Raw genomic sequence first — 24501 nt, 5'->3', positions numbered from 1 at the left:
CGCATACTGCGGCAGCAAATGAGCCGTCGCAGCGTTTGTACGGAAACGCGACCTAGACGGGGGTATAAGAAAACTTCGTTGCGCGAAACGCGGCGCTGATATTTGGGAAAGTGCGTCTTGCCCAATGTTTCTGGAAGGAATAGGGCAGGGGCCGCTGAAATGCTGTGGAGGGGACTATGGGAAGCAGCCGGTCCGGCAAGGGACAAGCGTGCTGTGGGCGCTACGATCGATTAGGTTTTGCTAAAGATGAAGAGCATTTTTTTTGCCCGTCTTTTAGCGTGCTGAATGGGAGGAATGGCCGGTGAGTGCGCTTAATCCGGACTATCTGTTTGTCTTCATCCTGGCGGCCTTTGTCGGTTTCCAGCTCATCAAGAAGGTATCGCCGCTGCTGCATTCGCCGCTGATGTCGCTGACCAATGCGATCGCAGCGGTTGTGATCGTGGGTGCGATCACGATCACGGGCGAGGAAGGCGCGACGCCGCTGGCCAAGACGCTGGGCTTCATTGCAGTCTTCTGCGCGATGGTGAATCTGGTCTCCGGCTTCATGATCACCGACCGGATGCTCAAGATGTTCAAGCCGCGGGGGAAGTGAGATGAACGCCTTTGTACCTTTCGCGGCGATCATCTCATCGTCGCTGTTCATCCTCGCGCTCATGTGGATGAGCCATCCCTCGACCGCGCGCCGAGGCGTGCGGGCGGGCGAGATCGGCATGCTGATCGCCATTATCGGCGCGCTCGTGCAGCATGAGGTGGTCGATTATAACCTCATCATCATCGCGATGATTGCAGGCGCCGCCGCGGGCATCCCGATGGCGCTGCTGATGCCGATGACCGCCATTCCCCAGCGGACCGCCATTTCCCACGCCTTCGGTGCGCTGGCGGTGGGTCTGATCGGCGCGGCGGAATATTACAAGCATGCCCATGCCGAATATGCCGGCGGCTTCATCATGTGGGCGCTGATGTTCGAGATGCTGCTGGGTTTCCTGACCTGCACGGCATCGGTCGTTGCCTTCGCCAAGTTGCAGGAGATCATGGGCAGCCGTCCGGTCTCCTTCGTCGGGCAGCGGGTGGTGAATGGCGGGGTTGCGCTGGCGACCGTGGTGATCGGCGCGATGCTGGCCCTCGATCCGACGCAGACCTACCTGTTCCCGGTCTTTGCCGGTCTGGCGCTGCTCTTCGGCATTCTGCTGGTGATCCCCATCGGCGGCGCGGACATGCCGACCGTGATCGCGCTGCTGAACAGCTACGCGGGTCTGGCGGCGAGCGCCATGGGTTTTGCGCTGGGCAACAAGCTGCTGATCGTGGCGGGCGCGCTGGACGGGGCCTCGGGCTTCATCCTGGCGGTCATCATGTGCAAGGCGATGAACCGCAGCTTCGCCAACGTCATGTTCGGCGGCTTCGGCAAGGTCGTGGCGGGCGCTGCTGGCGGCAAGGACGACCGCGTGGTCCGCTCCGCCTCGGCCGAGGAAGCGGCGATGCAGCTGGAAAATGCGAGCAGCGTGGTCATCATCCCCGGTTATGGCATGGCCGTGGCGCAGGCGCAGCACAAGGTGAGCGAGCTGTATCAGGCGCTCACCAAGAAGGGCGTGGACGTCAAGTTCGCGATCCATCCGGTGGCGGGCCGCATGCCCGGCCATATGAACGTGCTGCTGGCCGAGGCGAACGTGCCTTATGAGCAGCTGGTGGAGCTGGACGACATCAACCCCGAACTCCCGCAGGCGGATGTGGCGCTGATCATCGGCGCGAACGATACGATCAACCCGTCGGCGCGCGACGATCCGCAGAGCGCGATCGCGGGCATGCCGATTATCGAGGCTGACCGTGCCAAGTCGGTGTTCGTGATCAAGCGCTCGATGAACGCAGGCTTCGCCGGGATCGATAATCCGATCTATTATAACAGCAACACCCAAATGCTGTTCGGCGACGCCAAGGACATGGTTGGCTCCATCGCCAAGGAACTGGCCGGGGGCGGCTCAGGTCTGCATTGACAGGCGACCTGTCCCCCTTAAAGAAGCCCGCCTCATTTCAGGCGGGCTTTTTCGTCTTGGCCAGCCCAGCGCCGGTCCCCGAGGGAATGCGTCCAGTTTGAGCGCACAAAACTCAATCTGCCCGTGCCAGTTTCAGGGAACGGTCTGACGCGTGACTTCCGAGACGCGGTCAGTGCCTGCCCCGGCATCAACACTCCGGAAACAGTTGCCGACATGCCGGCGGCCAGCAGGTTCCGTCGCGAGATATAGCCTCTTGCGCCGTCCCATGAGTCAGCGCGATGGTCACGAGGGATAATATCCAAGGACCGCCTTGGTTTCGAGGCATTCTTCAAGGCCGAACACGCCATATTCCCGGCCGTTGCCCGACTGTTTGTATCCGCCAAAGGCCGCATGCGCGTCCCAGGATGGGTGATTGATATGGACCTGCCCCGACCTGATCCGGCGCGCAACCTGCCGGGCGCGCTCATGGTCACCTGACTGGACATGACCGCCCAGCCCATAGACCGTGTCGTTGGCGATCGCGATCGCTTCGTCTTCGCTCGCATAGGGCAGGATGCAAAGTACCGGGCCGAAGATTTCCTCCTGCGCGATCCGCATGTGGGGCGTGACGCCGGAGAATATGGTGGGCTGTGCGAAATGGCCCTCGATCAGTCCCTGCGGGCGGCCGGGGCCGCCGCACAAAAGCTTCGCGCCCTCGTTGATGCCTACCTCGATCATGTGCTGCACACGCAGGAACTGAGCCTTGTTCGCGACCGGACCCAGGTCGGTTCGCTCATCCTGCGGGTCGCCAACAACAAGGGTATCGGCATAGCGCCGGGCGATCGCTTCCACCTCTTCCAGCCTTTCGGCCGGAACGATCATTCGCGTCGGAGCGCTGCAGGATTGCCCCGCATTGCGGAAGGCCGACGCGATGCCAAGAGGCACGACCTTTTCGAAATCTGCGTCGGACAAGAGGATATTGGGTGATTTGCCGCCCAGTTCCTGCACCACCCGCTTGACGGTCGGCGCTGCGGCCTGCGCTACCAGAACTCCTGCACGCACCGAGCCGGTGATGGACACCATGTCGATGTCTGGATGCGCCGCGATCGCTGCGCCGGCGTCTTTCCCGGTGCCGGTGACCAGGTTGAACACACCGGCCGGCGTCCCGGCGTCATGCATGATCTGTGCGAACAGCATGGCGCTCAAGGGTGATAATTCGCTGGGTTTTAGGACGATCGTGCAGCCTGCGGCGATTGCAGGCGCAACCTTGGCATTGATCTGATAAAGGGGCCAGTTCCACGGCGTAATCAACCCGCAGACGCCGATTGGTTCCCGCACGATCGCTGTCGTGCCCCGGCGCGTTATGAATTCATAATCGGCCAGAACGTCCATGGCTGCGCGCATATGGGCGATACCGAAGGGGACCTGGGCTGATCGGGCAAAGCTGATGGCCGTGCCCATTTCTCTGGTCATGGCCTGCGCCAGCTCTTCGGCGCGCGCCTCCATCAGCGCGACGATCCGCTGCAGGAGGTCGCGCCTCTCTGCCGGCGTCGTGATGGAGAAGGCGCCGAATGCCCGGCGCGCCGCTGCCACGGCGCGATCGACGTCTTGGGATGTCCCGGCGGCAATGGAGCCGATCTCGCCTTCAGTGGCGGGATTGGAAAAGGGAATGACTGCGTCGGAGGACGGGCTGATCCATTGGCCGTCCATATAGAATTGACGCAATTGGGGCATGTTTACGCTTTCAACTGTCATTTTGACGCTGCGTCCCTTAGTGCAATATATCTTGCAGTTTGTAATAGGCGCCGACGAACGGCAGGAACCATGTCGGACCGAAATGCCCCGGAATTGCAGGCCAGTCGAAGTCGCCCCATGGGTTTAGGTTGCTGTTGCCGTCCATCACCTGCGCCATGATCTGTCCCATATGGGTCGACATCTGCGTGCCATGGCCGCTATAGCCCATGGCGTAGAACAGGCCGTTATGTTCGCCCGCTCGCGGTAGGCGATCGGCGGTCATGTCCACCATCCCGCCCCAGCAATAATCGATCCGCGCGCCCGACAGGCTGGGGAAAATCTCGACCATCGAACGCCTGAGGACGGCACCGCTCTTGACGTCCGATCGAGCGTTGGACTTGGCGAAGCGTGCGCGACCGCCGAACAGAAGCCGATTATCCGGCGTGACGCGGAAATAGCTGACGAAGTTCCGGGTGTCGGTCGCATTGCGGCGACGCGGGAGCAGGTGATCGAGATGCTCGATCGACAAGGGCTCTGTCACGATAAGGAAAGCGCCCACAGGGACGATGCGTCGCCGAAAATAGGCCAGGGGGCCGACGGCCGAGGTGCCCGTCGCCAGCAGTATCTGCTTGGCGGTTACCGTTCCCGAAGGCGTCGAAAGACTGTGGGCATGGCCGTTCAGCCGCTTCAGGCCAAGGACTGGGGCATTTTCATGCAGGGTGACGCCGTGGCGGGCTCCGGCCGTTGCCAGCCCATGGGCAAATCTGCCCATATGCATGGCGGCGCTCCTGGGAAAGATCAGTCCGCCGTGATAGCGGTCGGTGCCGACCTCCGACGCCATATCCGCGCGCGACACCAGATAGCTGTCGGGGTCCGCGCCGCGCGCCATAAGTTCCTGTGATCGTGCGAGCTTGTCATAATGAGCGGGCCTGGCGGCCATTTTGAGCTTGCCGACCCGCCTGAAGTCGCACTCTATGTCCTCTTCGCTGATGATGCGTTCGACCGTATCGACGGCCAAGTTGAAGCCCCGATAGAGTCGCTCCGCAACATCCGCCCCAAGAAGACCCGCCATCGCGGCATAATCCTGTGCGAAACCATTGTTGCACATGCCGCCATTGCGCCCCGATGCACATCCGCCAATCGAGCCTGCTTCCAAAAGGATCACGCGAGCGCCCTTTTTTGCCAGCGCGATCGACGCAGACAAGCCGGTGAAGCCGCCGCCGACCACCGCCACATCATAGTCGCCTTCGATCGGCCCCTGCCGGGCACCCGAAAATTTTGGCGCCGTGTCGAGCCAATAGGGAACGAGCTTCATCGCAATTGCCTCCACCGAAGGACCGGCTTGCCAGACCGTAGATGCGCTCGGGCGCGTTCCGCGGAGCGCGCGATAACAGGCCCGATTGCCTGGCCAAGGCCAAAAGAAGGCGAAGCCCTGAATGACCTTCTCGCGTTCGATCACGGCCACCGAGCCGATCCGGGCAAATTCCTCGATCATCCGCAACCGCTCCGCCCCGAATGCCTGCGCGTCGATCCGGATGATCGCCTCCAGATCCGTTGCGGTCATCGGGCGCAGCGTATGGTTGTGCAGGATGGAATGGAATATTGGCACGCTTCCCGATGCGGCAAGCCGTGCCGTGACCTTGCTGTCATTGCGGCGCTCGCCTGCCATGGGCGCTTCCTTCGCGAGAGGGAAAATCAGGACATGAATCAGCGAGCGCAGGCGGCGATCGCGTCGATCTCGACCAGATAGCCATGATGGAGTTCGGGGACCGGCACGACCGAACGGGCTGGGCGAACATCACCAAGCATCTCTGCATAGACGGCGTTGAAGCGGCGCCAATTTGCAACCCCGACGATATATACCGTTACCTTAAGAAGCTGATCGATGGAACTGCCGGCAGCTTGGGCTACCGCGATCATGTTTCGGATCGCCAGGCGGGCCTGGTCTTCAAAATCTGCTTCAGGCCGATGTGTGCCGTCCGGCTCAATCGGAAGTTGCCCGGAGATGTAGGCAAGATCGCCATGCCTGACGGCCTGCGAATAATGGCCGCCCGCCGCCGGAGCGAGCGGTGTGGAAATGGGGCTGATGCCATTGTTCATCACCATCCTCCGAAGCGAGGCCAGACAGCCTTAATAGCGTCGTCGTCGCTGCACACGACCTGATAGGCATCATGCTGCGCCGCTGTTGCGCAGGCGTGATTGGGCAGGATGCGAATACGCGTGCCGATCGGCAGGTCGGGAAGGGGCGCATTCGACCCGGACCGGATCGAGAGGATGCCATGCTCCTGGTTGGCATCGGACATGATAAGATCGGGGAACGGCTTCCCGTGGATGTCGCAGACAAGGCCATAGCCCTGGTCGACCTTCTGCTTCGCCGTTCCCCGGTCGCGTGACATCGCCATCCAGCCGGCGTCGGCCAGAATCCAGCCCTTTTCCGGTTGATGCCCGATGACGGTTCCGAGCACCGACAAGGCAATGTCGTCGATCTGACAGACGCCGACTCCGGCCATGACGAGGTCGAAAAAGACGAACACGCCCGCCCGCACTTCGGTCACGCCTTCCAGCGACTGTGCGAAATGGGCGGTCGGCGTTGACCCGACGCTGACGATGGGACATGCAAAACCTGCCTCACGCAAAATCGCTGCCGCCTTCACCGCGCTCGCGCGTTCCCCCTCGGCACAGGCGCGAAGCGCATCGTCGCCATCCGCGCCATAACTGGCGCCGGCATGGGTCAGCACGCCGCGTAAGCTGGCGCCCTCTGCCAAGGCGTGAGCGATCTCCAGAAGCTTGGTTCGCTCGCCGGGAACTACCCCCGACCGATGCCCGTCACAGTCAATCTCGATGAAGGCGGGGATGGGATCTCCAGCCTGTCGGGAAGCGTGCGCGACGGCCTGGGCCTGTTCCACTGTATCCAGTGTGACGGCCAAGTCCGCGCCGGTGGCGCGCAGGACAAGGACGCGCTCGATCTTGTCGGGGGAAATACCGACCGCATAGATGAGGTCGGTGACACCGGCGGCAGCGAACCGTTCGGCTTCCTTCAAAGTCGAAACAGTTGCGGGCCCGGCCGAAGACGTCATGACGCGCCGCGCCGCATCGATTGACTTGGCGGTCTTGAGATGCGGCCGCAGGGCAACTCCCAGTTGATCGAGCCGCGTGCGCAGTCTCCTTATATTGCGGTCCATGCGATCGCGGTCGAGAATCAGGCACGGTGTGCCGACATTCTTCAGAGTCGGCCGTTCCCAGGTGACGGCGTCTCGGGTCATTTCGTCAGGCAAGGCTCATTCCATTTCACGATCGGGTACGCGACAGGCCTGACAGTCTATGGGAATGATGGTAGCGTGCAATTAACCTATTCTACATAACTGATTTAGCGATGGATTAATGTTGGAGAGCATGATCTCCTGTTTTCTGGCATGGTTTCGAGCCGCTTCCCTCGCCGGCGCCGCGGGTAAGCTCAATGTCACCCAGTCGGCGATCGTCCAGTGGCTGAGCGCCGGAAAGAGCGTGTCGGGGTGCGCCTGTCTCCGTAGATTTCGGTCTATTGGTTGCAGTCCTGATTGCAACCGGCACCGTTTCGCTCTGCTGGATGATGGCGGCGGGCCGTCAGGATTGGGGGGCTATTGCGACGGCTGAGTGGTCCGCAGCAGCACCCAGCGGAATTCCCGCTTCCTTACGCTCGGAATATCGGTCGACCAACTGCGCCGCGTGGGGTCGCAGAAGCACGGTGAAACGGACCAGTTCCTCCATCACGTCGACGATGCGCTCGTAATAGCTGGACGCCCGCATGCGACCGTGCTCGTCGAACTCCTTGTAGGCCATCGCCACCGACGACTGGTTGGGGATTGTAAACATGCGCATCCAGCGGCCCAACAGGCGCAACGAGTTGACGGCGTTGAACGACTGCGACCCACCCGACACCTGCATGACCGCAAGCGTTCGTCCTTGCGTCGGCCGCATCCCCCGCATCTGAAGCGGAAGGTGATCGATCTGCGTCTTCATGATGCCGCTGATCTGGCCGTGCCGTTCCGGGCTGCACCAGACCATGCCTTCGGACCACAGCGCATGTTCGCGTAGTTCATGGACGGCCGGATGATCGTCTCCAGCCACCTGATCGGGAAGCGGCAGGTCGCTGGGATCGAAAATCCGCGTCTGGGCGCCGAAATATTGCAGCAGACGGGCGGCCTCTTCCACGGCCAGACGCGAAAACGAACGCTCTCGCAACGAACCGTACAGCAGCAGAATGCGCGGAGGCGGTTGGTCCTGGCCCAGACCGATGGCCGGACGTTTCAGCGCGAAAGCCTTGTCCAAAGCAGGAAGATGAGCGGGGGCGGCGAGTGTGCGCAGTCTCATGCGGGAATAACTTTCTCGTACCAGGGCCGTGTCCGATTCACCAAAGCGACGATCGAGAGCATCACCGGCACTTCCACGAGGACGCCCACGACGGTCGCCAGTGCGGCGCCCGAGCTGAGGCCGAAAAGGCTGATGGCGGCGGCCACGGCCAGTTCGAAGAAATTGGAGGCGCCGATCAGAGCCGAAGGTCCGGCGACACGCCATGCCACGCCAAGCTGCCGACTTAGCCAGTAGGCGATACCGGCATTGAGATAGACCTGAAACAGGATCGGCACGGTAATCAGCGCGATCACCAGAGGCTGCCGGATGATTTGCTCGCCCTGAAAGCCGAAGAGCAGAACCAAGGTCAGCAGCAGGCTGACAAGGCTGATCGGTCCGATGGCGGACAGAAAATGCTGAAGTCGGCTGTCACCACCGCCACGAAGGAGCGCGTGACGGAGCAACTGGGAAATCACCACCGGGACTACGATGTAGAGTCCCACCGACAGCGCCAGCGTGTTCCAGGGCACGGTGATCGAAGCGACCCCGAGCAGCAGACCCACGATCGGCGCGAAGGCGAAGACCATGATCAGGTCGTTCAGCGCCACTTGGCTCAAGGTATAGTTCGGCTCACCATCGACCAGGCCGGACCAGACGAAGACCATCGCCGTGCAAGGCGCGGCTGCCAGCAGGATCAGCCCTGCAATGTAAGAGGACGATGCACCGACAGGTAGCAGCGGTTCGAACAGGTAGCCGAGGAAGAGCGTGCCGAGCAGCGCCATCGAGAATGGCTTGATCGCCCAATTCACCAACAGGGTGACCCCGATGCCGCGCCAATACTGGCGCAGACTGTGCAGCGCCCGGAAGTTGACCCGCAGCAGCATCGGTATGATCATCAGCCAGATCAGCACCGCAACTACGAGATTGACGTTGGCGATCTCCAGTGCGGCGATAGCCTCGAAGGCGCCGGGAAGCAGGTGGCCAATACCGATCCCGACCACGATGCACAGGGCCACCCAAAGCGACAGATAGCGTTCGAACAGGGACATGATCTCTAATCCGCGTTGACCGGTTTGAGGGCGCTTGCGGTGTCGCCGCCCAAGGCGTTCTGCATGTACACCGTGTCGAGCCGGCGGCCGCATTTCCAACCCAGCCCGGTCAGTTGGCCAACCTGTTCTAAGTGCCGGGAGCGGTACAGCGCGACGGAGACAGCCGCGACATCGCCAGACGCCCCGCTGCAAACCGAAAGCCTCACCGTCGGGTCGCTTCGACGACTTCGCCATCTTCCTTGATGAACATGCCGCGCTGCTCGTTCGGAAGCAAATCCAACACCTTTTCGGAGGGGCGGCAGAGCTTCACGCCCAGCGGCGACACTACCAGCGGGCGGTTGATCAGGATGGGATGCTCAATCATCGCATCGATCAGCGCCTCGTCGGTCAGGCTCTCGTCGCCGAGGCCCAAATCGGCATAAGGCGTGCCCTTTTCACGCAGAAGAGTGCGCGGCGTGATGCTGGCCCGTTCGATGAGCTGGACCAGTAACGCCCGGCTCGGCGGGGACTTCAAATATTCGACGACATGCGGCTCGATTCCCGCATTGCGGATCATGGCCAGAGCGTTGCGCGAGGTCCCGCACAGCGGGTTATGGTAGATTATGATATCGGTCATCGTTGCCTCTTCAGCAGCAGGTAAGTTCGGCCAGAAGCGGTTCGCACAGTTCGGCGCGTCCCTCGCAACAGTCCTTGGCCAGATAGACCATCAATCCGCGCAGCGCGTCGAGATTGGCGCGCTGGATCTGCTGACGGCCACGCTTCTCGGACAATATCAGACCGACCTTCACCATCACGGCGAGATGTGTCGAGAATGTGCTCTGGGTCAGCCCTGAAGCTTCAACGAGCGCGCCGGTCGACAGACCGTCAGGCTCGTGCCGTATAAGCAAGCGAAACGCGCCGAGGCGCGTCGGATGCGCCAGCGCGGAGAGAATCGAGAGGGCCTCGTCGGTCTTCATGCATCGGGATTATCCGATGAGATTGCCTTCGTCAACAATGCATCGTAAACTTCCGATGTTTTTCTTCCTGGCCGCGCAGAAGTTCGGCACGCTCCAGATTGAGCGGATCGGATCTCCAGGCCGCCGTCGAGTCCGGCAAGATGGCTCGAAAGACAGCATCGTGCGACGCTGCCGCACGATGCTGTCTTCCACTATAGGAACGAGCGCTGCGTTCAGACCGCCGGGAAATCCACTTCTGTTCCAGCCACGTTGTTGATCAGGTTGGTGAAGAAGTTCTCAGCGACAAGAGCCACGATCTCGACGATCTGGGCCTCGCTGAAGCCAGCTGCCCGAACCGCATCGATATCGTCCTGCGAAACCTTGCCGCGTGCCTTGGCAACACGCCGGGCGAATGCCGCAGCCGCGGCTGCACGCGGCTCGCCCGAACTGCCCTGGCGCGCCAGTTCGATTTCTTCGCGGCTGAGCTTGGCAAAGGTGAAGCCGGTAAAAGTATGCGCCGCATTGCAGTATTCGCAGCCGTTCACAGCGGCGACGGCCAGAGCGATCCGCTCACGGATCTTCACGTCAAGCGCCTTGCCGAGGCCCTGATTCAGCGCGGCATGGGCACTGATGGCGACCGGGCTATTGGACAGCACGCGGTAGAAGTTGGGTACCAGACCCAGCTTGCCGTTGATCGCCTCGAGCCTGGCCTGCGATCCTTCGGGTGCGGCTTCCGGCGAGGGGATGGAGATGCGCGACATGCAATTGTCCTTTCGTGATGCAATATGTTTCAGGAAGCTTTGACGGGATCAGGCGCCGACCGGGATCGGGTTCTCGACCAGGCTCTGGTTGAAGGCCTCGAACAGCGCGTGTTCGTTGGCACCGGGATTATCGCGCATCGGACGGATGGCATCGACGATCACTTCCGGGGCGTCGGTCGCCAGCGCCGTCAGCGTCTTCTCGATAAAGTCCGGCAGCGGCATCGCGCGCGGATCTCCGCTTCTGTAGATCAGGTCGGTATCCACCCATGGCGGGGCGATTTCCTGTACCCGGACGCCGGTTTCGCGCAGTTGGAACCGTTGCGACAGGGCGTAAGAGTGGAGCGCCGCCTTGGTTGCCGAGTAGATCGCGTTGCTGGCAATGGGCACGAAGGCAAGAACGCTGCTGGTATAGAGCACCGTGGCCTCGGCCTTGGTTTTGAGATGCTCGATCAGCGCGGAGGTGACGCGGATCGGACCCAGCAGGTTCGTAATGATGAGTTCCTGTGCCAGATCGTCGTCCACCGGACCCGATACGTCATCGAAGGGCATGAAGCCGGCGTTGTTGAACACCACGTTGAGATCGGGGTGCTTCTCGATCAGTTCGCGCGCCGCTGACTGGATGCTCTCAAGGCTGGTCACATCCAGCGTGATCGCGGCCATGCCCTGATTTGCGGCGGTTACTTCTTCAAGCAGCGCGATGCGCCGCCCCGAGATGATCACCTTGTTGCCGAGCTTGTGCAGCGCTTCGGCAAGGCCTCGGCCGATACCGCTGGTACCACCTGTAATGAAGATGGTGTTGCCGGTGAGTTTCATGAGAAAGTCCTTTTAAGGGATGCTGTAGGGATCAGACCGCAACGTTGAAGCGCGGGGCGGAATGGGTGGCGGAAAGCTGGGGGGCAAGGGCGGCACGCGCCGCTTCGAAAGCGTTCCAAAGTTCCACGTCGCGTAGGGCCGGGATCGTGCTCGTCTCGCCTTGGTCAAGCCCCGAAAGTGCAGCGTCGACCATGTCTTCGGCCTGCATTACGATCTCGCTCGGCAGATGCTCCACCGGAAGTCCGCCCAGCGCCCAGAAGTCGGTGCGGGTGGCGCCGGGCAGTACGGCCTGGGCCCGGATACCCTGAGCCGAGAGTTCATGGTTGAGCGAGGTGGTGAAGGCCTGAACGAAAGCCTTGGTCCCGCCATAGACGCCGTTGAGCAGCTCCGGCGCCACCGCCACGATCGAGGCGATGTTGATCACCGTGCCGCCGCCCCGCGCCACCATGCCGGGCACCGCGGCATAGGTCAGGCGCATCAACGCGGTGACGTTGAGCTGGATCATCGCATCCATCTTCTCGACATCGCTTTCCAGCAGCGTCGCATGCGTGCCGATACCCGCATTGTTGACCAGCACGGTCACACTTGCATCATCGCGCAGCACTTTTTCTACGCGGGCAAGATCGGCAGCCTTGCCAAGGTCGGCATCCAGCACCTCGACCGTGCGGCCGGTCTTGTCCGAGATCTGCGCGGCGAGCGACTGAAGCTTGTCCTTGTTGCGGGCGACGAGGATGAGGTCGTATCCGCGCGCGGCAAACCGATCGGCGTAGATCGCGCCGATCCCAGTGGAGGCGCCGGTGATGAGAGCGGTTCCCAAAGCGGTCGAAATGCTGGTCATTGCTGTGGTCCTTTGTCCTGAGGAGAACATCATGGCTCTCGACCAGGACGTTATGGACGTGATCGACCGTGACTGATATGACGTAGAAACTACGTTTTACTGCCACTCCTCTTTGGAGATTCTGATGCCGCACGTTTCCATGGTCCTGACGCCCGGCTTCCAGTTCCTGGCGCTTGGCGTGCAGGCGGCGTTCGAACTGGCAAATGTCCTGAAAGGAGAGGAATATTACACATTGTCGATTGCGTCCGTCGAAGGCGGTCCGGTGACGTCTTCAAGCGGATTTGCGGTGCCTACCACACGACTTGATGATGTTGGGCCGGTCGATACCCTGCTCTTGCTCGCAGGCTTGGTCCCGCCGCCCCCGCAGGAGGAAGCCACGCTCGATCGGCTTCGCGCCATGGCCCGGCAATCGCGCCGGGTCGCGGGCCTTTGCACCGGCGCATTCCTGCTCGGCCAGATGGGCCTGCTCGATGGGTGCCGCGCCACCACGCACTGGTCCTATGCCCGACAGATGCGCGAGGCGTTCCCCGGCGTGCGGGTCGAGGACGATCGGATTTTCATCAATGAAGGCGCGGTGTGGACGTCGGCGGGACTTACGGCGGGACTCGATCTTGCCGTGGCCCTGGTCGAAAAGGATCTCGGGCGCGAAATCGCCGGCTCCATTGCGCGCCGTCTCGTAATGCATCACCGCCGCGCAGGCGGGCAGTCGCAGCATTCCGAATTGCTGGAACTGGCGCCGAGCAGCGACCGCATCCAGAAGGCGCTGATCTTTGCCAGATCGCATCTCGCAAATCCGCTCACTGTTGAGGAACTGGCCGAAGTCGCCGCGCTGTCGCCCCGTCAGTTCGCGCGCGCCTTTCGTGCCGAGACGGGTCAAACCCCGGCCAAGGCCGTAGAGCAGATGCGACTTGAGGCTGCGCGATTGATGATTGAAGAAACACGCCACCCGATGGACCAGGTCGCGCGGGAAAGCGGCTTCCTGGATCTGCGCCGCATGCGCGAGGCATTCATGCGGCAATATGGCCAACCGCCGCAGGCCGTGCGCCGGTTGGCTCGATCCGCCCAGGCAAATGTCGCGCGTTGATCGACTGACGGCAGCTCAGGAGAGAAATCGGCGGCTTCAGCAGCCGACCGGGGTCATTGGTAGACGTATCGAATTGGAATCTAGCGAGCGGCTGTCAGACTCCGTGAAACCAGAGGTGCGATTTTTTCGGCCACGATGTCGATGCCGAGCGCATTGGGATGCAGCGAGTCCGACTGCATAAATTTTCTGTTGCCGATGACGCCTTCGAGGAAGAAAGGATACAAAGGAACACCATAATCCGCGGCCAGCTCGGAGTAGATGGCGTTAAAACGCCGGCCATAATCCTTCCCCATGTTCGGCGCAGCGAGCATTCCGGTCAGCATGACGGGCAATTCTCGCGCTTTCAGAATGTCCAGCATGGCACGCAGGTTCTTTTCGCTCTGCTCGGGGTCCAGCCCGCGAAGCATATCGTTGCCGCCCAGGCCGAGGAGAACCAGGTCCGGTTTGCGCGGCAGCCCGTCGAGCGTGAAGGCTAGGCGCTCAAGCCCGCCTTGCGTCGTTTCACCCGACACACCGGCATTGCGAACCTCGACCGCATGGCCTTGCGCGCGTAGAATCCTCTCCAGCTCGTGCGGAAAGCTTTCATCTTGAGCGACGCCATAGCCCGCATAGAGGCTGTCTCCAAACGCGACCACGAGCTTGCGGTCCATCGCCGACGCCTCATTTTCCTGTTCGGTGACGACGGGCGCCGCATTGTTGCCAACCGGAGGTTCTTCCGAGCAGGCGGCGAGCGATTGCACTATGAGTGCGCAAATCGCATATGAGAGCCAGCGTCGCGCCATCCAGGGGATCTCCTTCAGTCATGCACGGTTCGTCCGATCCTGCCCATATCGCCATTCGGGCGCGTGATGTCACCCTGACTCTGGGCGCCACCGATATTCTGAGGGGCATCAACCTGTCGATTGAGCGCGGCGAGAGCCTTGCGATACTGGGGCCTTCCGGATCGGGAAAATCCTCCCTGATGGCGATCCTGTCGGGACTGGAGCGCGCCAGCGCGGGCGAGGTGCGGGTCGCGGGGATAGACTATGGCCCTCTGGATGAAGACGGGCTGGCGCGGGCGAGGCGCGGACGGATCGGCATCATATTGCAGAGCTTTCACCTGCTGCCGACGATGAGCGCGATTGAGAATGTTGCAGTGCCCCTCGAACTGGCGGGGGCCGGCGGCGCCTTTGATCGAGCGGCATCGGAGCTGGAGGCCGTCGGACTCGGTCACCGGCTGCATCATTATCCCGCACAGTTGTCGGGCGGCGAGCAGCAGCGCGTCGCTATCGCGCGCGCCGTGGCGCCCCGGCCGGACATCCTCTTCGCAGATGAGCCGACCGGCAATCTCGACGGCGGCACGAGCAGGGCGATCATCGACCTGCTTTTCGCCCGACAGGCCGCCAACGACGCCACGCTGGTCATCATCACGCATGATCCGGCGCTCGCCGAGCGATGCCACCGCATCGTCGAGATCGGCGACGGTCTGATCGTTGCGGAAAGGCGTACATGAGCCAGAACCTTGGTTGGCGGGGCTGCTGGCGTATCGCCTGGCGCGATCTGCATCGCGGGCTTCGTGGATTGCGCCTGCTGGTCGTCTGCCTGTTTCTCGGCGTGGCGGCACTGGCCACGATCGGCAGCCTGACGGCGGCGATCACTGGCGAGATTGCGAGCAAGGGCCAATCGCTGCTGGGCGGCGATCTTGAAATAGCCATGGCGCAGCGCGAAGCGAATGCGGCGGAAAAGTCTGCCTTCCGCCGCATGGGTCAACTCAGCGAAACCATTCGCCTGCGTGCCATGGCGCAGCGGCCTGGCAGCGGCGACGGGCCGTCAGCTGTGCTGACCGAACTCAAGGGCGTGGATCTCGCCTATCCCCTCTATGGCAGATTGATGCTGAACAGCGGCCCCGCGGGCACGCTGAAGGCGGACGAACTGGTCATCGGGCAAGCGCTTGCGGACCGGCTGGCGCTTCGGCGGGGGCAGACGCTGCGCTATGGAGAGGCACTGTTCCGCATCCGCGGCATCATCGCCAACGAACCGGATCGCGTGGGGGAGGGCTTCACACTCGGTCCAGTGGCGATCACATCGCTGGAAGGCGTGCGCCGCACCGCGCTGATCCAGCCAGGCAGCCTGTACGAAAGCAAATATCGCATTCGCTTGCCGGCGGGCGCGAATCCACGAGCGTCGGGCGAGGCATTGAAGCGCGCCTTTCCGATGGCCGGGTTTGAAATCAAGGACCGCGACCGTGCAGCGCCGGGCACGAGCCGCTTTTTCGAGCGCATGGGGCAATTTCTATCGCTGATCGGCCTGACTGCCCTTGCGATCGCAGGTGTCGGCGTCGGTAATGGCGTTACTTCATATCTGGCGATCAAGCGCAACGGCATTGCAACACTCAAGATATTGGGCGCATCCACGAGCGACATTTCCCGCATCTATCTCATCCAGATCGGCATTGTGGCGGCACTGGCGACCGCGTCCGGGCTGCTGGTGGGTGCCGTGCTGCCATCGTTTCTTTTGTCGGCGGTGGGCGACCTGCTGCCGGTTCAGCCGGGTTTCAGCCTGACGGCCTGGCCCTTCGTCACCAGCGCTGCCTATGGCCTGCTGATCGCGTTCATCTTCATCATGCCGCCCCTTGCCCACGCGCGCACTCTGCCGGCCGCCGTCCTTTTTCGGGAGATTGTCGACAAGCGGCGCGTCAGGGACCGGACCAGCATGATCGCTGTCGGCATCGCCGTCCTTGCGACCGCCGCTCTGGCCATAAGCACCGCGCGAGAACCGCTTTTCGCGGCATCGGTACTTGCTGCGGTTGGCGTTATCCTGCTGATCCTGTTCGGAATAGGTTCCATAGTGCGGCGGCTGGCGGCCCGTATCAAGCCGCCGCGTGCTCCGTTGGCACGGCTTGCTATCGCCAATCTCCATCGTCCAGGATCGCAGACCCCGGCGCTGGTGATCGCTCTGGGGCTGGGGCTCACGCTCTTCGTCACGCTGGCGGCGATCCAGTCCAGCTTGAATGCCGAGATCCGCAACACCGTACCGCGCACCGCTCCGGATCAGTTCGTGCTCGATATCCCGGCCGCCCGGAAGCAGCAGTTCCAGAGCTTTGTGGCGCACGCGGCGCCCGGCTCCACCGTCAACATCGTGCCCGCTCTGCGCGGAACCATATTGGCCTACGGCAGAACGCGCGTCGCTGACCTTAAGGAACTGCCGAAGGACGCCTGGTTCCTGCGCGGCGAACGTGGCGTCACCTATAGCGACATGCTGCCGGAGGGGTCCGATCTGGTCGAAGGCGAGTGGTGGCCCAAAGATTATGCGGGCGCGCCGTTGGTCTCGCTCGACCGAGAGGCGGCAGCGGTGATGGACGTCGGCGTAGGCGATACGCTGACCGTCTCCATATTAGGCCGCGAAATCCGGGCCCGGATCGCATCCCTGCGTCAGGTCAACTGGGAGACGATGGGCTTTAACTATATCATGGTTTTTTCTCCCAATAGCCTGCGGGGCGCGCCGCACAGCCTGGCCGCAACCATCACGATCAAGCCGCCCAAGACATCGGAAGGGCAATTGTCTCGGGCACTGCTTGCCGCCTTTCCCTCCATCTCCATCATCCCGGTGAGAGAGGTCGTCGGGCAGGTCACGGTCCTGCTTGGTCAGATGGCGAGCGCCATTGTGCTCGCGGGATCGGTGGCAATCCTCGCCGGTATCGCCGTCCTCATCGGGGCGATCACCGCGTCTCGGCATGCTCGCGCTTATGACAGCGTCATTCTCAAGACCCTGGGCGCGACGCGCTGGCAGATATTGGGCAGTCAGGCGTTCGAATATCTCCTGCTCGCTGCCATTCTTGCCGTTGTTGCGCTGGCCCTCGGTTTGACGGCGGCATGGTTCGTGATTGTCCAGATCTTCGCTTTTCATTGGTCGCCAGACTGGCTGCTCGTTGCAGCGACGCTGGGTGCGGGCGCGGTGCTGACTCTGGGCGTCGGCCTGCTGGGGTCGATACCGCTGATGTCCGTGCGGCCGGCCCGGGCATTGCGCGCCATATAGCGGGCCGGCAACTGATGATGCGCTGGATCACTGAGCGTCTCGAATGGGTCGTCCTGACCATTCTACCAATCCCGCAAAAGCTATGCATGGTTGACGACTGACGCAAAGCGCGCTCTCGGGGAGCATGCGCTACAAATGGAATTCCCTTGTCCGCTCAATGGCCGTGAGACAGCGCCGCCGTCTTCGGGAAAGCGAGGCTGCTTTCATCCTTCTGGCAGCCATTTCAGGCATTGTGGCAGGCCTGTTGACCGATATTCAACAGATGCTGGCACATGGTTTGCAGGAGATTTTCTATGGCGTGACGGCCAATCGGCTGAGTTCACTGGGGGAAATCCGTCATCCATGGCGGCTGCTGGCACTCCCGATTGGCGGAATAATGCTGATGCTGTTCGCCGGGCTGATGAAGGGACGAGCGCGAACGCCCATCGACGTTGTTGAAGCGAATGCATTGCATGGAGGCCGCATACCGGCGACGGACAATCTTGTCATCGCGGCGCAAACCATCGTTTCCAACGGCATGGGTTCATCGGTCGGCCTCGAGGCGGCCTACGCGCAAATGGGCGGCGGCATCGCCTCTTTGCTGGGGCAGTGGCTGAAACTGCGTCGCAACGATTTGCGGACGCTGGTGGGCGCGGGCGCGGGCGCGGCGGTGGGCGCTGCCTTTGGAGCGCCTCTGGCCGGAGCCTTCTATGCTTTCGAAATTGTGATTGGCCACTACACGCCATCTTCCATCGCTCCGGTGGCTGCTGCTGCACTGACGGCGGTGTTCGTGACGCATTCGCTGGGCGTAGAGCCATGGCTGCTGGCGACCACTGCCGAACGGACGGTGACGATTGGCGACTATCTGCTTTTCTCGCTACTCGGTCTCATATGCGCTTTTCTGGGCATCCTGATCATGCGGATGGTCACCTTTTCCGAAATATGCGTGCAGGGCTGGACGCGGTTGGGACGTTGGAAGCCCGTGGCTGGTGGACTTCTCCTGATGCCGCTGGCGCTGTGCTCTCCGCAGACATTGTCGGCCGGGCACGGTGCCCTGCACCTCGATCTCATGCTGCAACCGGCGCTCACTGCACTTTTCATGGTCCTGGCGTTGAAAATAGCTGCCTCCGTTATCTCCTTGAGCTTCGGTTTCAGGGGTGGATTGTTCTTCGCTTCCCTCTTTCTGGGGGCGCTGACGGGGCAGATTTTCGCCGGGCTTTTGAATGCGTCCGGCCTTGGAATTCAGGTCAATGCCAATGACGCAGCGCTGGTTGGCATGGCAGCGCTGAGCGTATCGATCGTTGGCGGGCCGATGACCCTCGCGCTCCTGATGCTTGAGACGACCCATGATTTCGCGTTGATGGGAATCGTGCTGACCGCCTCGTTGCTTTCGAGCGCGCTTACGCGAGAACTGTTTGGCTATTCCTTCTCCACCTGGCGTTTGCATTTGCGAGGGTCAAACATTCGCAGCCCGCGCGACATAGGGTGGGTGATGAACCTGACGGCGAGGCGCCTGATGCGTCGGGACTGGATCTCGGTTCCTGACGACTGCACCGTTGAGGAGTTCCGGGCGAAAGTGCCGTTGGGCTCTGCAAGCAAGGCGGTGATGGTTGACGCTTCGGGTCGGTATCGCGGGATATTGCCAGCGGCGGCCATTCACGCGCCAGAATTGGAGGCAGATGCGCGGGTCGAGCCTCTTGCGCAATTATCTGCCACGGCGCTCGATCCAAAAACAAATATCAGCGCAATTCTGCCACTTTTCGATCAGGCAGGCGCAGACGACCTGGCGGTGGTCGATGCAAGCGGCAAGGTGCTGGGCGTCCTCAGCGAAAAACATGCCAGGCGCCGGTATTTCGAGGAAATCGAGGCATCTCAGCGAGCCTTGTTCGGCGAGTAACGAAAAATGCTGGCGAATGCCCGGATTCAACACGCCATATACGCCGGCCATGGTGTGAAGCCGCGCTCAGGGTCAGGCGGATTTTGAGATTTTTCTTATTATCATTACGGCCGTGTCCAAGAACGACCACCTTCAATGCCAGCGACGCCGCCAGCGCATCCTGTCCAGACCTCACCGCGCAGATCGAGCGTTGCCGCCGGGAAGGCGGCCGCCGCGCCGTCTAACCGTCAATTTCCTTCGAAATCCGCCCCGATGACGCGGTAAAGGAGGATGCGATTGCGCACCAGCGCCAGTTCCGTCGCGATGGCGCTTTGCTGAGCATTGTAGAGGCTCCGCTGTGTGGTCAGGCTGTTGAGAAACGTATCGATCCCGGCCCGATAGCGCTCGTCGGCCAGAGCGTAGCTGCGCTGGCTGGCGACGACGAGGCGCTGTTGCGCCGCCTGTTGGGCGTCGATCGTTCCTTCGCGGGCGAGGGCGTCGGAAACCTCCTGGAAGGCGGTCTGGATCGCTTTCTCATATTGGGCAAGATACAGGTCCCGCTGCGCCTTGCTATAGTCGAGATTGCCACGGGCGCCGCCGCCGAAGATCGGCATGCTGGCTGAAGGAGCCGCCGACCAGGCAAAGCCGCCGCCGGTGAACAGCGAGGACAGCGCCGAACTGGCGACGCCGATCGCCGCCGTCAGGCTGATCTTCGGGAACATCGCGGCGCGAGCCGCGCCGATATCGGCATTGGCGGCCTTGAGCTGATGTTCGGCCTGAAGGACGTCGGGGCGCTGAAGCAGGACGTCGGAGGATAGACCGGCAGGAACCTTGGCTATGCTGCTGGTCAGGCCTTGCAGCGATTGCGGGAGCAGCGCGTCCTCCACCGGGGCGCCGGCGAGCAGGTCGAGCGCGTTGCGGTCCTGCGCCACCTGCGTCGTGCTGGCGGCGATGTCGCTGCGCGCCTGTTCCACCGTGGTTTCGGCCTGATGGACGTCAAGCTTGCCGATCGGGCCCGCGCGATTGAGCGATTGGGTGAGGGACAGCGACCGTTCGGCGCTGGCAAGCGTCTGGCGGGCCAGCGCCAGAAGTTCCTGATCGGCGGCAAGCGTGGCATAGGCCGTGGCGGTTTCAGCGACCAGGGTGATGCGGGTGGAGCGCGCGCCTTCCTCAGTCGCGAGCCAGGATTCCAGAGCCGCCTGACTGAGATTCTTCACCCGTCCGAACAGGTCCAGTTCGAAGGCGCTGAAGCCGATATCGGCGCTGTAGCTGTCTTGACGAGCGTCGTTCCGGCGGGAAAAACCGGCGGCAGCCTCGCCGGTGACGGCGGGCAGCTGGGCGGCGCGCTGGACGCGATAAAGGGCACGGGCGGACTGCACATTGGCGAGCGCGGCGCGCAGATCCCGGTTGTTGGCGAGCGTCCGGCCGATCACCGCCTTCAGGTGCTCATCGGCGATCAGAGTGGTCCAGGGCAGGCCCGGCTTTCCCGCAGCCGCAGCGGGCGCATAGGCCGGACCGCTGGGGAAATCGGCCGGGACCGGCGGCACGGGGCGGACATAATGCGGCGCCATGTTGCAGGCTGGCAGCGCGGCCAGCGAAGCCATCAGGGACGTCAGGAGAAAGGCGCGCTTCATGCCGGAACCTCCGGTGCGGGCACTTCGGCGGGCGGCGTGCCCTTGCGGCTGAAAATGCGCATGATCGTCAGGAAGAAGAGAGGGACGAAGAAGATGGCAAGGACGGTCGCTGTCAGCATGCCGCCGATGACCGCAGTGCCTATGGCGACGCGGCTTTGCGCGCCTGCGCCGGTGGCGATGGCCAGCGGTATCACGCCCGCCATGAAGGCCAGCGATGTCATCAGGATCGGGCGGAAGCGCAGGCGCGCCGCGTCGATCGCGGCATCATAGGCATCCTTGCCCTGAAGCCAGGCGAGCTCGGCAAACTCCACGATCAGGATCGCGTTCTTTGCGGCAAGGCCCATGGTGGTGAGCAGGCCGACCTGGAAATAGATGTTGTTTTCCAGACCCCGCAGCGTCACCGCCAGCACCGCGCCGATCAGGCCGAGCGGGATTACCAGCAGGACGGCGAGCGGGATCGACCAGCTTTCATACAGTGCAGCGAGGCAGAGGAAGACCACCAGCACCGACAGGCCGTAGAGCAGAGGGGCCTGTCCGCCCGACAGCTGTTCCTGATAGGAAAGTCCGCTCCACGCATAGCCCGTGCCGGGGGGGAGCTGTTTCTGGAGCCTGATCATTTCGTCCATTGCATCGCCCGAACTCGAGCCGGGAGCGGCCTGCCCCTGAATTTCGTAGGATGACTGGCCGTTGAAGCGGGCCAAGGTGGTCGGGCCCATGGTCCAGTGGCTCGTCGCGAAAGCGGAGAAGGGCACCATTTCCCCAGTTGTGCCGGAACGAACCTGCCAGTTGTCGAGGTCGGAGGGCAGAGCACGGAACGGGGCGTCCGCCTGCATATAGACACGCTTGACCCGGCCCCGATCGACGAAGTCGTTGATATAGCGGCTGCCCCAGGCGGAACTCAGCACATTGTCGACATCGCTTTGCGTCAGGCCCAGCACGGCCAGCTTTTCGGAATCGATGTCGACCTTGAGCTGGGGCGTATCCTCCAGCGTTGCTGCGCGGACGCCCGCCAGCTTGGGATTGTCTGCCGCCGCCTTGAGCAACTCGTTACGCAGATCCAGAAAGCGTTCGCGGCTGAGGCCGCCCGTGTTGAGCAGTTCGAAGGTGAAGCCGTTCGACTGGCCAAGGCCGCGGATGGAGGGCGGCGTCATCGCCAGAGCCTTCGCGTCGCGGATGGCGGCAAGCTGTCTGGTCGCCCGGTTTGCGATCGCGGTGGCGCCATTGGCCGTGCCTTTCCGCTCATCCCACGGGGCAAGGTTGATGAAGCCCTGCGCCGTATTTTCGCCCTGGCCGGCAAAGCTGAAACCCTGCGTGACGAAGATGAAGCCTATATTGTCCTTCTCATCGTTCAGGAAATAATTCTGCACCTGTTCCAGTGCGGCTGTGGTGCGCGAGGATTTGGCGCCGGCAGGAAGGGTCACCTGCACCATCACCTGTCCCTGATCCTCCACAGGCAGGAAGCTGGTGGGCAGGCGGACAAACAGCAGCCAGAGCAGGCCCAGGATCAGCACATAACCGAGCCAGAACAGCTTGCGGCGGCCGATGAACCCTTTCAGCCTGCGCATATAGCCTTGTGTCAGCCGCTCGAACCAGCGGTTGAACTTGCCGTGCCAGCCGCGCTCGCGATGTTCCTGTGAAATCGGCTTCAGGATCGTGGCGCAGAGCGCTGGCGAAAGGATCAGCGCGACCAGCACGGAGAGCAGCATCGAAGAAACGATGGTGATGGAGAATTGGCGATAGATCACGCCTGTAGACCCGCCGAAAAAGGCCATGGGCAGCAGCACCGCGGACAGGACGAGCGCAATGCCCACCAGCGCGCTGCCGATTTCCTCCATCGACTTGATCGTGGCCTCGCGGGGGGAGAGCCCTTCCTCCTCCATCAGTCGCTCCACATTCTCGACCACGACGATGGCGTCATCGACCAGCAGGCCGATCGCCAGCACCATGCCGAACAGGGTGAGCGTGTTGATCGAATAACCGAACAGCGCCAGCACGCCGAACGTGCCCAGCAGCACCACCGGCACGGCGATGGCGGGAACCAGCGTGGCGCGCCAGCTTTGCAGAAAGACGAACATCACCACGACGACCAGTCCGACCGCTTCGATCAGCGTCTGGATGACTTCGTCCACCGACAACTGGATGAAGGGGGTGGTGTCGCGCGGATAGGCGATCGTATAGCCGTGGGGCAGGTTGGCCGACAGCTCAGCCACCTTGGCCTTGACCAGTTCAGCCGTCTTCAGCGCGTCGGCACCCGGCGCAAGTTGCAGAGCCATGCCCGACGCGGGATGGCCATTGAGGCTGGCGGAGGAGGTATAGCTCTCATTGCCAAGCTCGACTCGCGCCACGTCCGACAGATGCACGACCGAGCCGTCCGATTGCGTCTTGACGATGATGTTGCGAAACTGTTCGGGGGTTTGCAGGCGCGCGCGAGAGGTGACGGTGGCGTTGATCTGCTGTCCCGCGGGTGCCGGGTCGGCGCCGATCTGTCCTGCTGAAACCTCGATATTCTGGGCTGAGATCGCGCTGGCTACGTCCGAGGGCATCAGCTTGACCGTGGCAAGCCTGTAAGGGTCGAGCCAGATACGCATCGCATATTGCGAACCGAAAATCTGCGAGGAGCCGATGCCGTCGATGCGGGCAATCGGGTCCTGGAAATTATTGACCAGATAGTCGGCGATATCGGCCTGAGACGCGGTGTCGGTCTTGTCGTAAATGCCCACCAGCATCAGGAAGTCGGTCTGAGACTTGGTGACCGTGAGCCCCTGTTGCTGCACTGCGTTGGGCAGGCGGCTCAGGGCCTGCTGCACCTTGTTTTGCACCTGCACCTGGGCGGTATCGGGATCGGTGCCCTTCTTGAAGGTAACGGTGATCCGCGCCTGCCCGTTGGCCGACGACGAAGACGAAAAATACATGAGGCCGTCAATGCCGGTCAGCTGCTGTTCGATGACCTGGGTGACGCTGGTTTCGACGGTATCGGCAGAGGCGCCCGGATAGCTGGCGCTGATGCCGACGGACGGCGGAGCGATGTCGGGATATTGGGCGATCGGCAGGGTGAGCATCGCGCCCAGACCCGCCAGCATGATGCCGATGGCGATGACCCATGCGAAGATCGGCCGTTCGATGAAAAAGCGGCTGAGCAAGGTGCGTCTCCCCTTACTTCGCCGACTGCGCGGAGGCGGGCTGGCCGACCGGAACAGGCTTCACGCTGTCATTGGGCTGGACCTTGTCCGTGCCTTCCACGATCAGTCGGTCGCCCGCCTTCAGGCCGCTGGTGATCAGCCACCTGTCGCCGATCGCCTGCGCGGCGGTGACGGTGCGCCGTTCGACCTTGTTGGCCCGATTGACGACAAGGGCGGTCGCGTTGCCCTTGGGATCGCGGCTGATTCCCGTCTGGGGCGCCAATATCGCGTTCGGCACCACTGACTGGGGGGCGACGACGCGGACGAACATGCCGGGCAGCAACAGGCTGTCGGGGTTGGCGAAGCGCG

The 24501-nt window shown here is 62.4% G+C and carries 21 protein-coding genes; 6 read left to right on the top strand and 15 right to left on the bottom strand.

The features are described 5' to 3' along the window. Positions 1 to 301 precede the first annotated feature (301 nt). Together ACFC3J_RS12180 and ACFC3J_RS12175 are read left to right on the top strand one after the other, a co-directional pair. Entirely contained in the window at positions 302 to 592 is a 291-nt protein-coding gene (locus ACFC3J_RS12180; protein ID WP_375196437.1) for an NAD(P) transhydrogenase subunit alpha, read from the top strand. Between the two features lies 1 nt (position 593). Continuing rightward, positions 594 to 1988, top strand: a complete 1395-nt coding sequence (locus ACFC3J_RS12175) for an NAD(P)(+) transhydrogenase (Re/Si-specific) subunit beta (protein WP_375196436.1) — start codon at positions 594 to 596, stop codon at positions 1986 to 1988. Positions 1989 to 2270: 282 nt separating this feature from the next. On the opposite strand, the gene ACFC3J_RS12170 is transcribed toward ACFC3J_RS12175, so the two are convergent. From ACFC3J_RS12170 to ACFC3J_RS12120, 11 genes are all read right to left on the bottom strand, one after another. Continuing rightward, the gene (locus ACFC3J_RS12170) at positions 2271 to 3701 is read right to left on the bottom strand and encodes an aldehyde dehydrogenase family protein (RefSeq protein WP_375196435.1); all 1431 of its coding nucleotides are present in this window, start codon (positions 3699 to 3701) and stop codon (positions 2271 to 2273) included. A 37-nt stretch (positions 3702 to 3738) separates the two neighbouring features. Beyond that, the gene (locus ACFC3J_RS12165) at positions 3739 to 5370 is read right to left on the bottom strand and encodes an FAD-dependent oxidoreductase (RefSeq protein ID WP_375196434.1); all 1632 of its coding nucleotides are present in this window, start codon (positions 5368 to 5370) and stop codon (positions 3739 to 3741) included. Between the two features lie 38 nt (positions 5371 to 5408). Continuing rightward, positions 5409 to 5801 (bottom strand): RidA family protein, encoded by a 393-nt coding sequence (locus tag ACFC3J_RS12160; protein WP_375196433.1) that lies wholly within the window; start codon positions 5799 to 5801, stop codon positions 5409 to 5411. Then, a complete protein-coding gene (locus ACFC3J_RS12155) occupies positions 5801 to 6964 on the bottom strand; it encodes a DSD1 family PLP-dependent enzyme (RefSeq protein WP_375196432.1) in 1164 nt (387 codons plus the stop codon). Before ACFC3J_RS12155 ends, ACFC3J_RS12160 begins: the two co-directional genes overlap by 1 nt. 340 nt (positions 6965 to 7304) lie before the next feature. Further along, on the bottom strand, positions 7305 to 8051 hold the full coding sequence (arsH, locus tag ACFC3J_RS12150) for an arsenical resistance protein ArsH (protein WP_375196431.1): 747 nt from the start codon (positions 8049 to 8051) through the stop codon (positions 7305 to 7307). Then, positions 8048 to 9079 (bottom strand): ACR3 family arsenite efflux transporter, encoded by a 1032-nt coding sequence (gene arsB / locus ACFC3J_RS12145; RefSeq protein ID WP_375196430.1) that lies wholly within the window; start codon positions 9077 to 9079, stop codon positions 8048 to 8050. Before arsB ends, arsH begins: the two co-directional genes overlap by 4 nt. Before the next feature lie 202 nt (positions 9080 to 9281). Continuing rightward, the gene (gene arsC, locus ACFC3J_RS12140; RefSeq protein WP_375196429.1) at positions 9282 to 9695 is read right to left on the bottom strand and encodes an arsenate reductase (glutaredoxin); all 414 of its coding nucleotides are present in this window, start codon (positions 9693 to 9695) and stop codon (positions 9282 to 9284) included. A gap of 10 nt (positions 9696 to 9705) precedes the next feature. Continuing rightward, entirely contained in the window at positions 9706 to 10035 is a 330-nt protein-coding gene (locus ACFC3J_RS12135; protein ID WP_375196428.1) for an ArsR/SmtB family transcription factor, read from the bottom strand. A 212-nt stretch (positions 10036 to 10247) separates the two neighbouring features. After that, on the bottom strand, positions 10248 to 10670 hold the full coding sequence (locus ACFC3J_RS12130; RefSeq protein ID WP_375196451.1) for a carboxymuconolactone decarboxylase family protein: 423 nt from the start codon (positions 10668 to 10670) through the stop codon (positions 10248 to 10250). A 153-nt stretch (positions 10671 to 10823) separates the two neighbouring features. Next, entirely contained in the window at positions 10824 to 11588 is a 765-nt protein-coding gene (locus ACFC3J_RS12125) for an SDR family oxidoreductase (RefSeq protein WP_375196427.1), read from the bottom strand. Between the two features lie 31 nt (positions 11589 to 11619). After that, positions 11620 to 12426, bottom strand: coding sequence for an SDR family NAD(P)-dependent oxidoreductase (locus ACFC3J_RS12120; protein WP_375196426.1), 807 nt, complete (start codon positions 12424 to 12426; stop codon positions 11620 to 11622). 124 nt (positions 12427 to 12550) lie between these two features. Between ACFC3J_RS12120 and ACFC3J_RS12115 the strand changes: the two genes are divergently transcribed. Then, positions 12551 to 13510, top strand: coding sequence for a GlxA family transcriptional regulator (locus ACFC3J_RS12115; RefSeq protein WP_375196425.1), 960 nt, complete (start codon positions 12551 to 12553; stop codon positions 13508 to 13510). 80 nt (positions 13511 to 13590) lie between these two features. Here the strand turns inward: ACFC3J_RS12115 and ACFC3J_RS12110 are convergent, their stop codons facing one another. Then, a complete protein-coding gene (locus ACFC3J_RS12110) occupies positions 13591 to 14292 on the bottom strand; it encodes an arylesterase (RefSeq protein ID WP_375196424.1) in 702 nt (233 codons plus the stop codon). 20 nt (positions 14293 to 14312) lie between these two features. Between ACFC3J_RS12110 and ACFC3J_RS12105 the strand changes: the two genes are divergently transcribed. The 3 genes from ACFC3J_RS12105 to ACFC3J_RS12095 all read left to right on the top strand — a co-directional run bounded on the left by ACFC3J_RS12105 (position 14313) and on the right by ACFC3J_RS12095 (position 19400). Beyond that, positions 14313 to 15002: an ABC transporter ATP-binding protein gene (locus ACFC3J_RS12105; protein ID WP_375196423.1), complete on the top strand. Its 690-nt coding sequence runs from the start codon at positions 14313 to 14315 to the stop codon at positions 15000 to 15002. Next, positions 14999 to 17524: an ABC transporter permease gene (locus ACFC3J_RS12100; RefSeq protein ID WP_375196422.1), complete on the top strand. Its 2526-nt coding sequence runs from the start codon at positions 14999 to 15001 to the stop codon at positions 17522 to 17524. The genes ACFC3J_RS12105 and ACFC3J_RS12100 overlap by 4 nt, the downstream gene beginning before the upstream one ends. A gap of 124 nt (positions 17525 to 17648) precedes the next feature. After that, complete coding sequence (locus ACFC3J_RS12095; protein WP_375196421.1) at positions 17649 to 19400, top strand: chloride channel protein; 1752 nt, start codon at positions 17649 to 17651, stop codon at positions 19398 to 19400. Positions 19401 to 19627: 227 nt separating this feature from the next. Here the strand turns inward: ACFC3J_RS12095 and ACFC3J_RS12090 are convergent, their stop codons facing one another. From ACFC3J_RS12090 to ACFC3J_RS12080, 3 genes are all read right to left on the bottom strand, one after another. Beyond that, entirely contained in the window at positions 19628 to 21013 is a 1386-nt protein-coding gene (locus ACFC3J_RS12090) for an efflux transporter outer membrane subunit (RefSeq protein ID WP_375196420.1), read from the bottom strand. Further along, a complete protein-coding gene (locus tag ACFC3J_RS12085) occupies positions 21010 to 24153 on the bottom strand; it encodes an efflux RND transporter permease subunit (protein WP_375196419.1) in 3144 nt (1047 codons plus the stop codon). The genes ACFC3J_RS12090 and ACFC3J_RS12085 overlap by 4 nt, the downstream gene beginning before the upstream one ends. Positions 24154 to 24166: 13 nt before the next feature. Then, the coding region (locus ACFC3J_RS12080; RefSeq protein ID WP_375196418.1) for an HlyD family secretion protein at positions 24167 to 24501 on the bottom strand (335 nt) is incomplete at its 5' end.

It is taken from the genome of Sphingobium sp., from assembly GCF_041987595.1.
GTDB lineage: Bacteria > Pseudomonadota > Alphaproteobacteria > Sphingomonadales > Sphingomonadaceae > Sphingobium.
Note: the sequence above shows the minus strand (reverse complement) of the source record. Positions and strands in the feature narration are given on the sequence as shown.

Coding starts and splice junctions, on each gene's coding strand:
- ACFC3J_RS12175 (WP_375196436.1), top strand. CDS start 594: ATGAACGCCTTTGTACCTTTCGCGGCGATCATCTCATCGTCGCTGTTC.
- ACFC3J_RS12170 (WP_375196435.1), bottom strand. CDS start 3,701: ATGCCCCAATTGCGTCAATTCTATATGGACGGCCAATGGATCAGCCCG.
- ACFC3J_RS12165 (WP_375196434.1), bottom strand. CDS start 5,370: ATGGCAGGCGAGCGCCGCAATGACAGCAAGGTCACGGCACGGCTTGCC.
- ACFC3J_RS12160 (WP_375196433.1), bottom strand. CDS start 5,801: ATGAACAATGGCATCAGCCCCATTTCCACACCGCTCGCTCCGGCGGCG.
- ACFC3J_RS12155 (WP_375196432.1), bottom strand. CDS start 6,964: ATGACCCGAGACGCCGTCACCTGGGAACGGCCGACTCTGAAGAATGTC.
- arsH (WP_375196431.1), bottom strand. CDS start 8,051: ATGAGACTGCGCACACTCGCCGCCCCCGCTCATCTTCCTGCTTTGGAC.
- arsB (WP_375196430.1), bottom strand. CDS start 9,079: ATGTCCCTGTTCGAACGCTATCTGTCGCTTTGGGTGGCCCTGTGCATC.
- arsC (WP_375196429.1), bottom strand. CDS start 9,695: ATGACCGATATCATAATCTACCATAACCCGCTGTGCGGGACCTCGCGC.
- ACFC3J_RS12135 (WP_375196428.1), bottom strand. CDS start 10,035: ATGAAGACCGACGAGGCCCTCTCGATTCTCTCCGCGCTGGCGCATCCG.
- ACFC3J_RS12125 (WP_375196427.1), bottom strand. CDS start 11,588: ATGAAACTCACCGGCAACACCATCTTCATTACAGGTGGTACCAGCGGT.
- ACFC3J_RS12120 (WP_375196426.1), bottom strand. CDS start 12,426: ATGACCAGCATTTCGACCGCTTTGGGAACCGCTCTCATCACCGGCGCC.
- ACFC3J_RS12115 (WP_375196425.1), top strand. CDS start 12,551: ATGCCGCACGTTTCCATGGTCCTGACGCCCGGCTTCCAGTTCCTGGCG.
- ACFC3J_RS12110 (WP_375196424.1), bottom strand. CDS start 14,292: ATGGCGCGACGCTGGCTCTCATATGCGATTTGCGCACTCATAGTGCAA.
- ACFC3J_RS12105 (WP_375196423.1), top strand. CDS start 14,313: ATGCACGGTTCGTCCGATCCTGCCCATATCGCCATTCGGGCGCGTGAT.
- ACFC3J_RS12100 (WP_375196422.1), top strand. CDS start 14,999: ATGAGCCAGAACCTTGGTTGGCGGGGCTGCTGGCGTATCGCCTGGCGC.
- ACFC3J_RS12095 (WP_375196421.1), top strand. CDS start 17,649: ATGCGCTACAAATGGAATTCCCTTGTCCGCTCAATGGCCGTGAGACAG.
- ACFC3J_RS12090 (WP_375196420.1), bottom strand. CDS start 21,013: ATGAAGCGCGCCTTTCTCCTGACGTCCCTGATGGCTTCGCTGGCCGCG.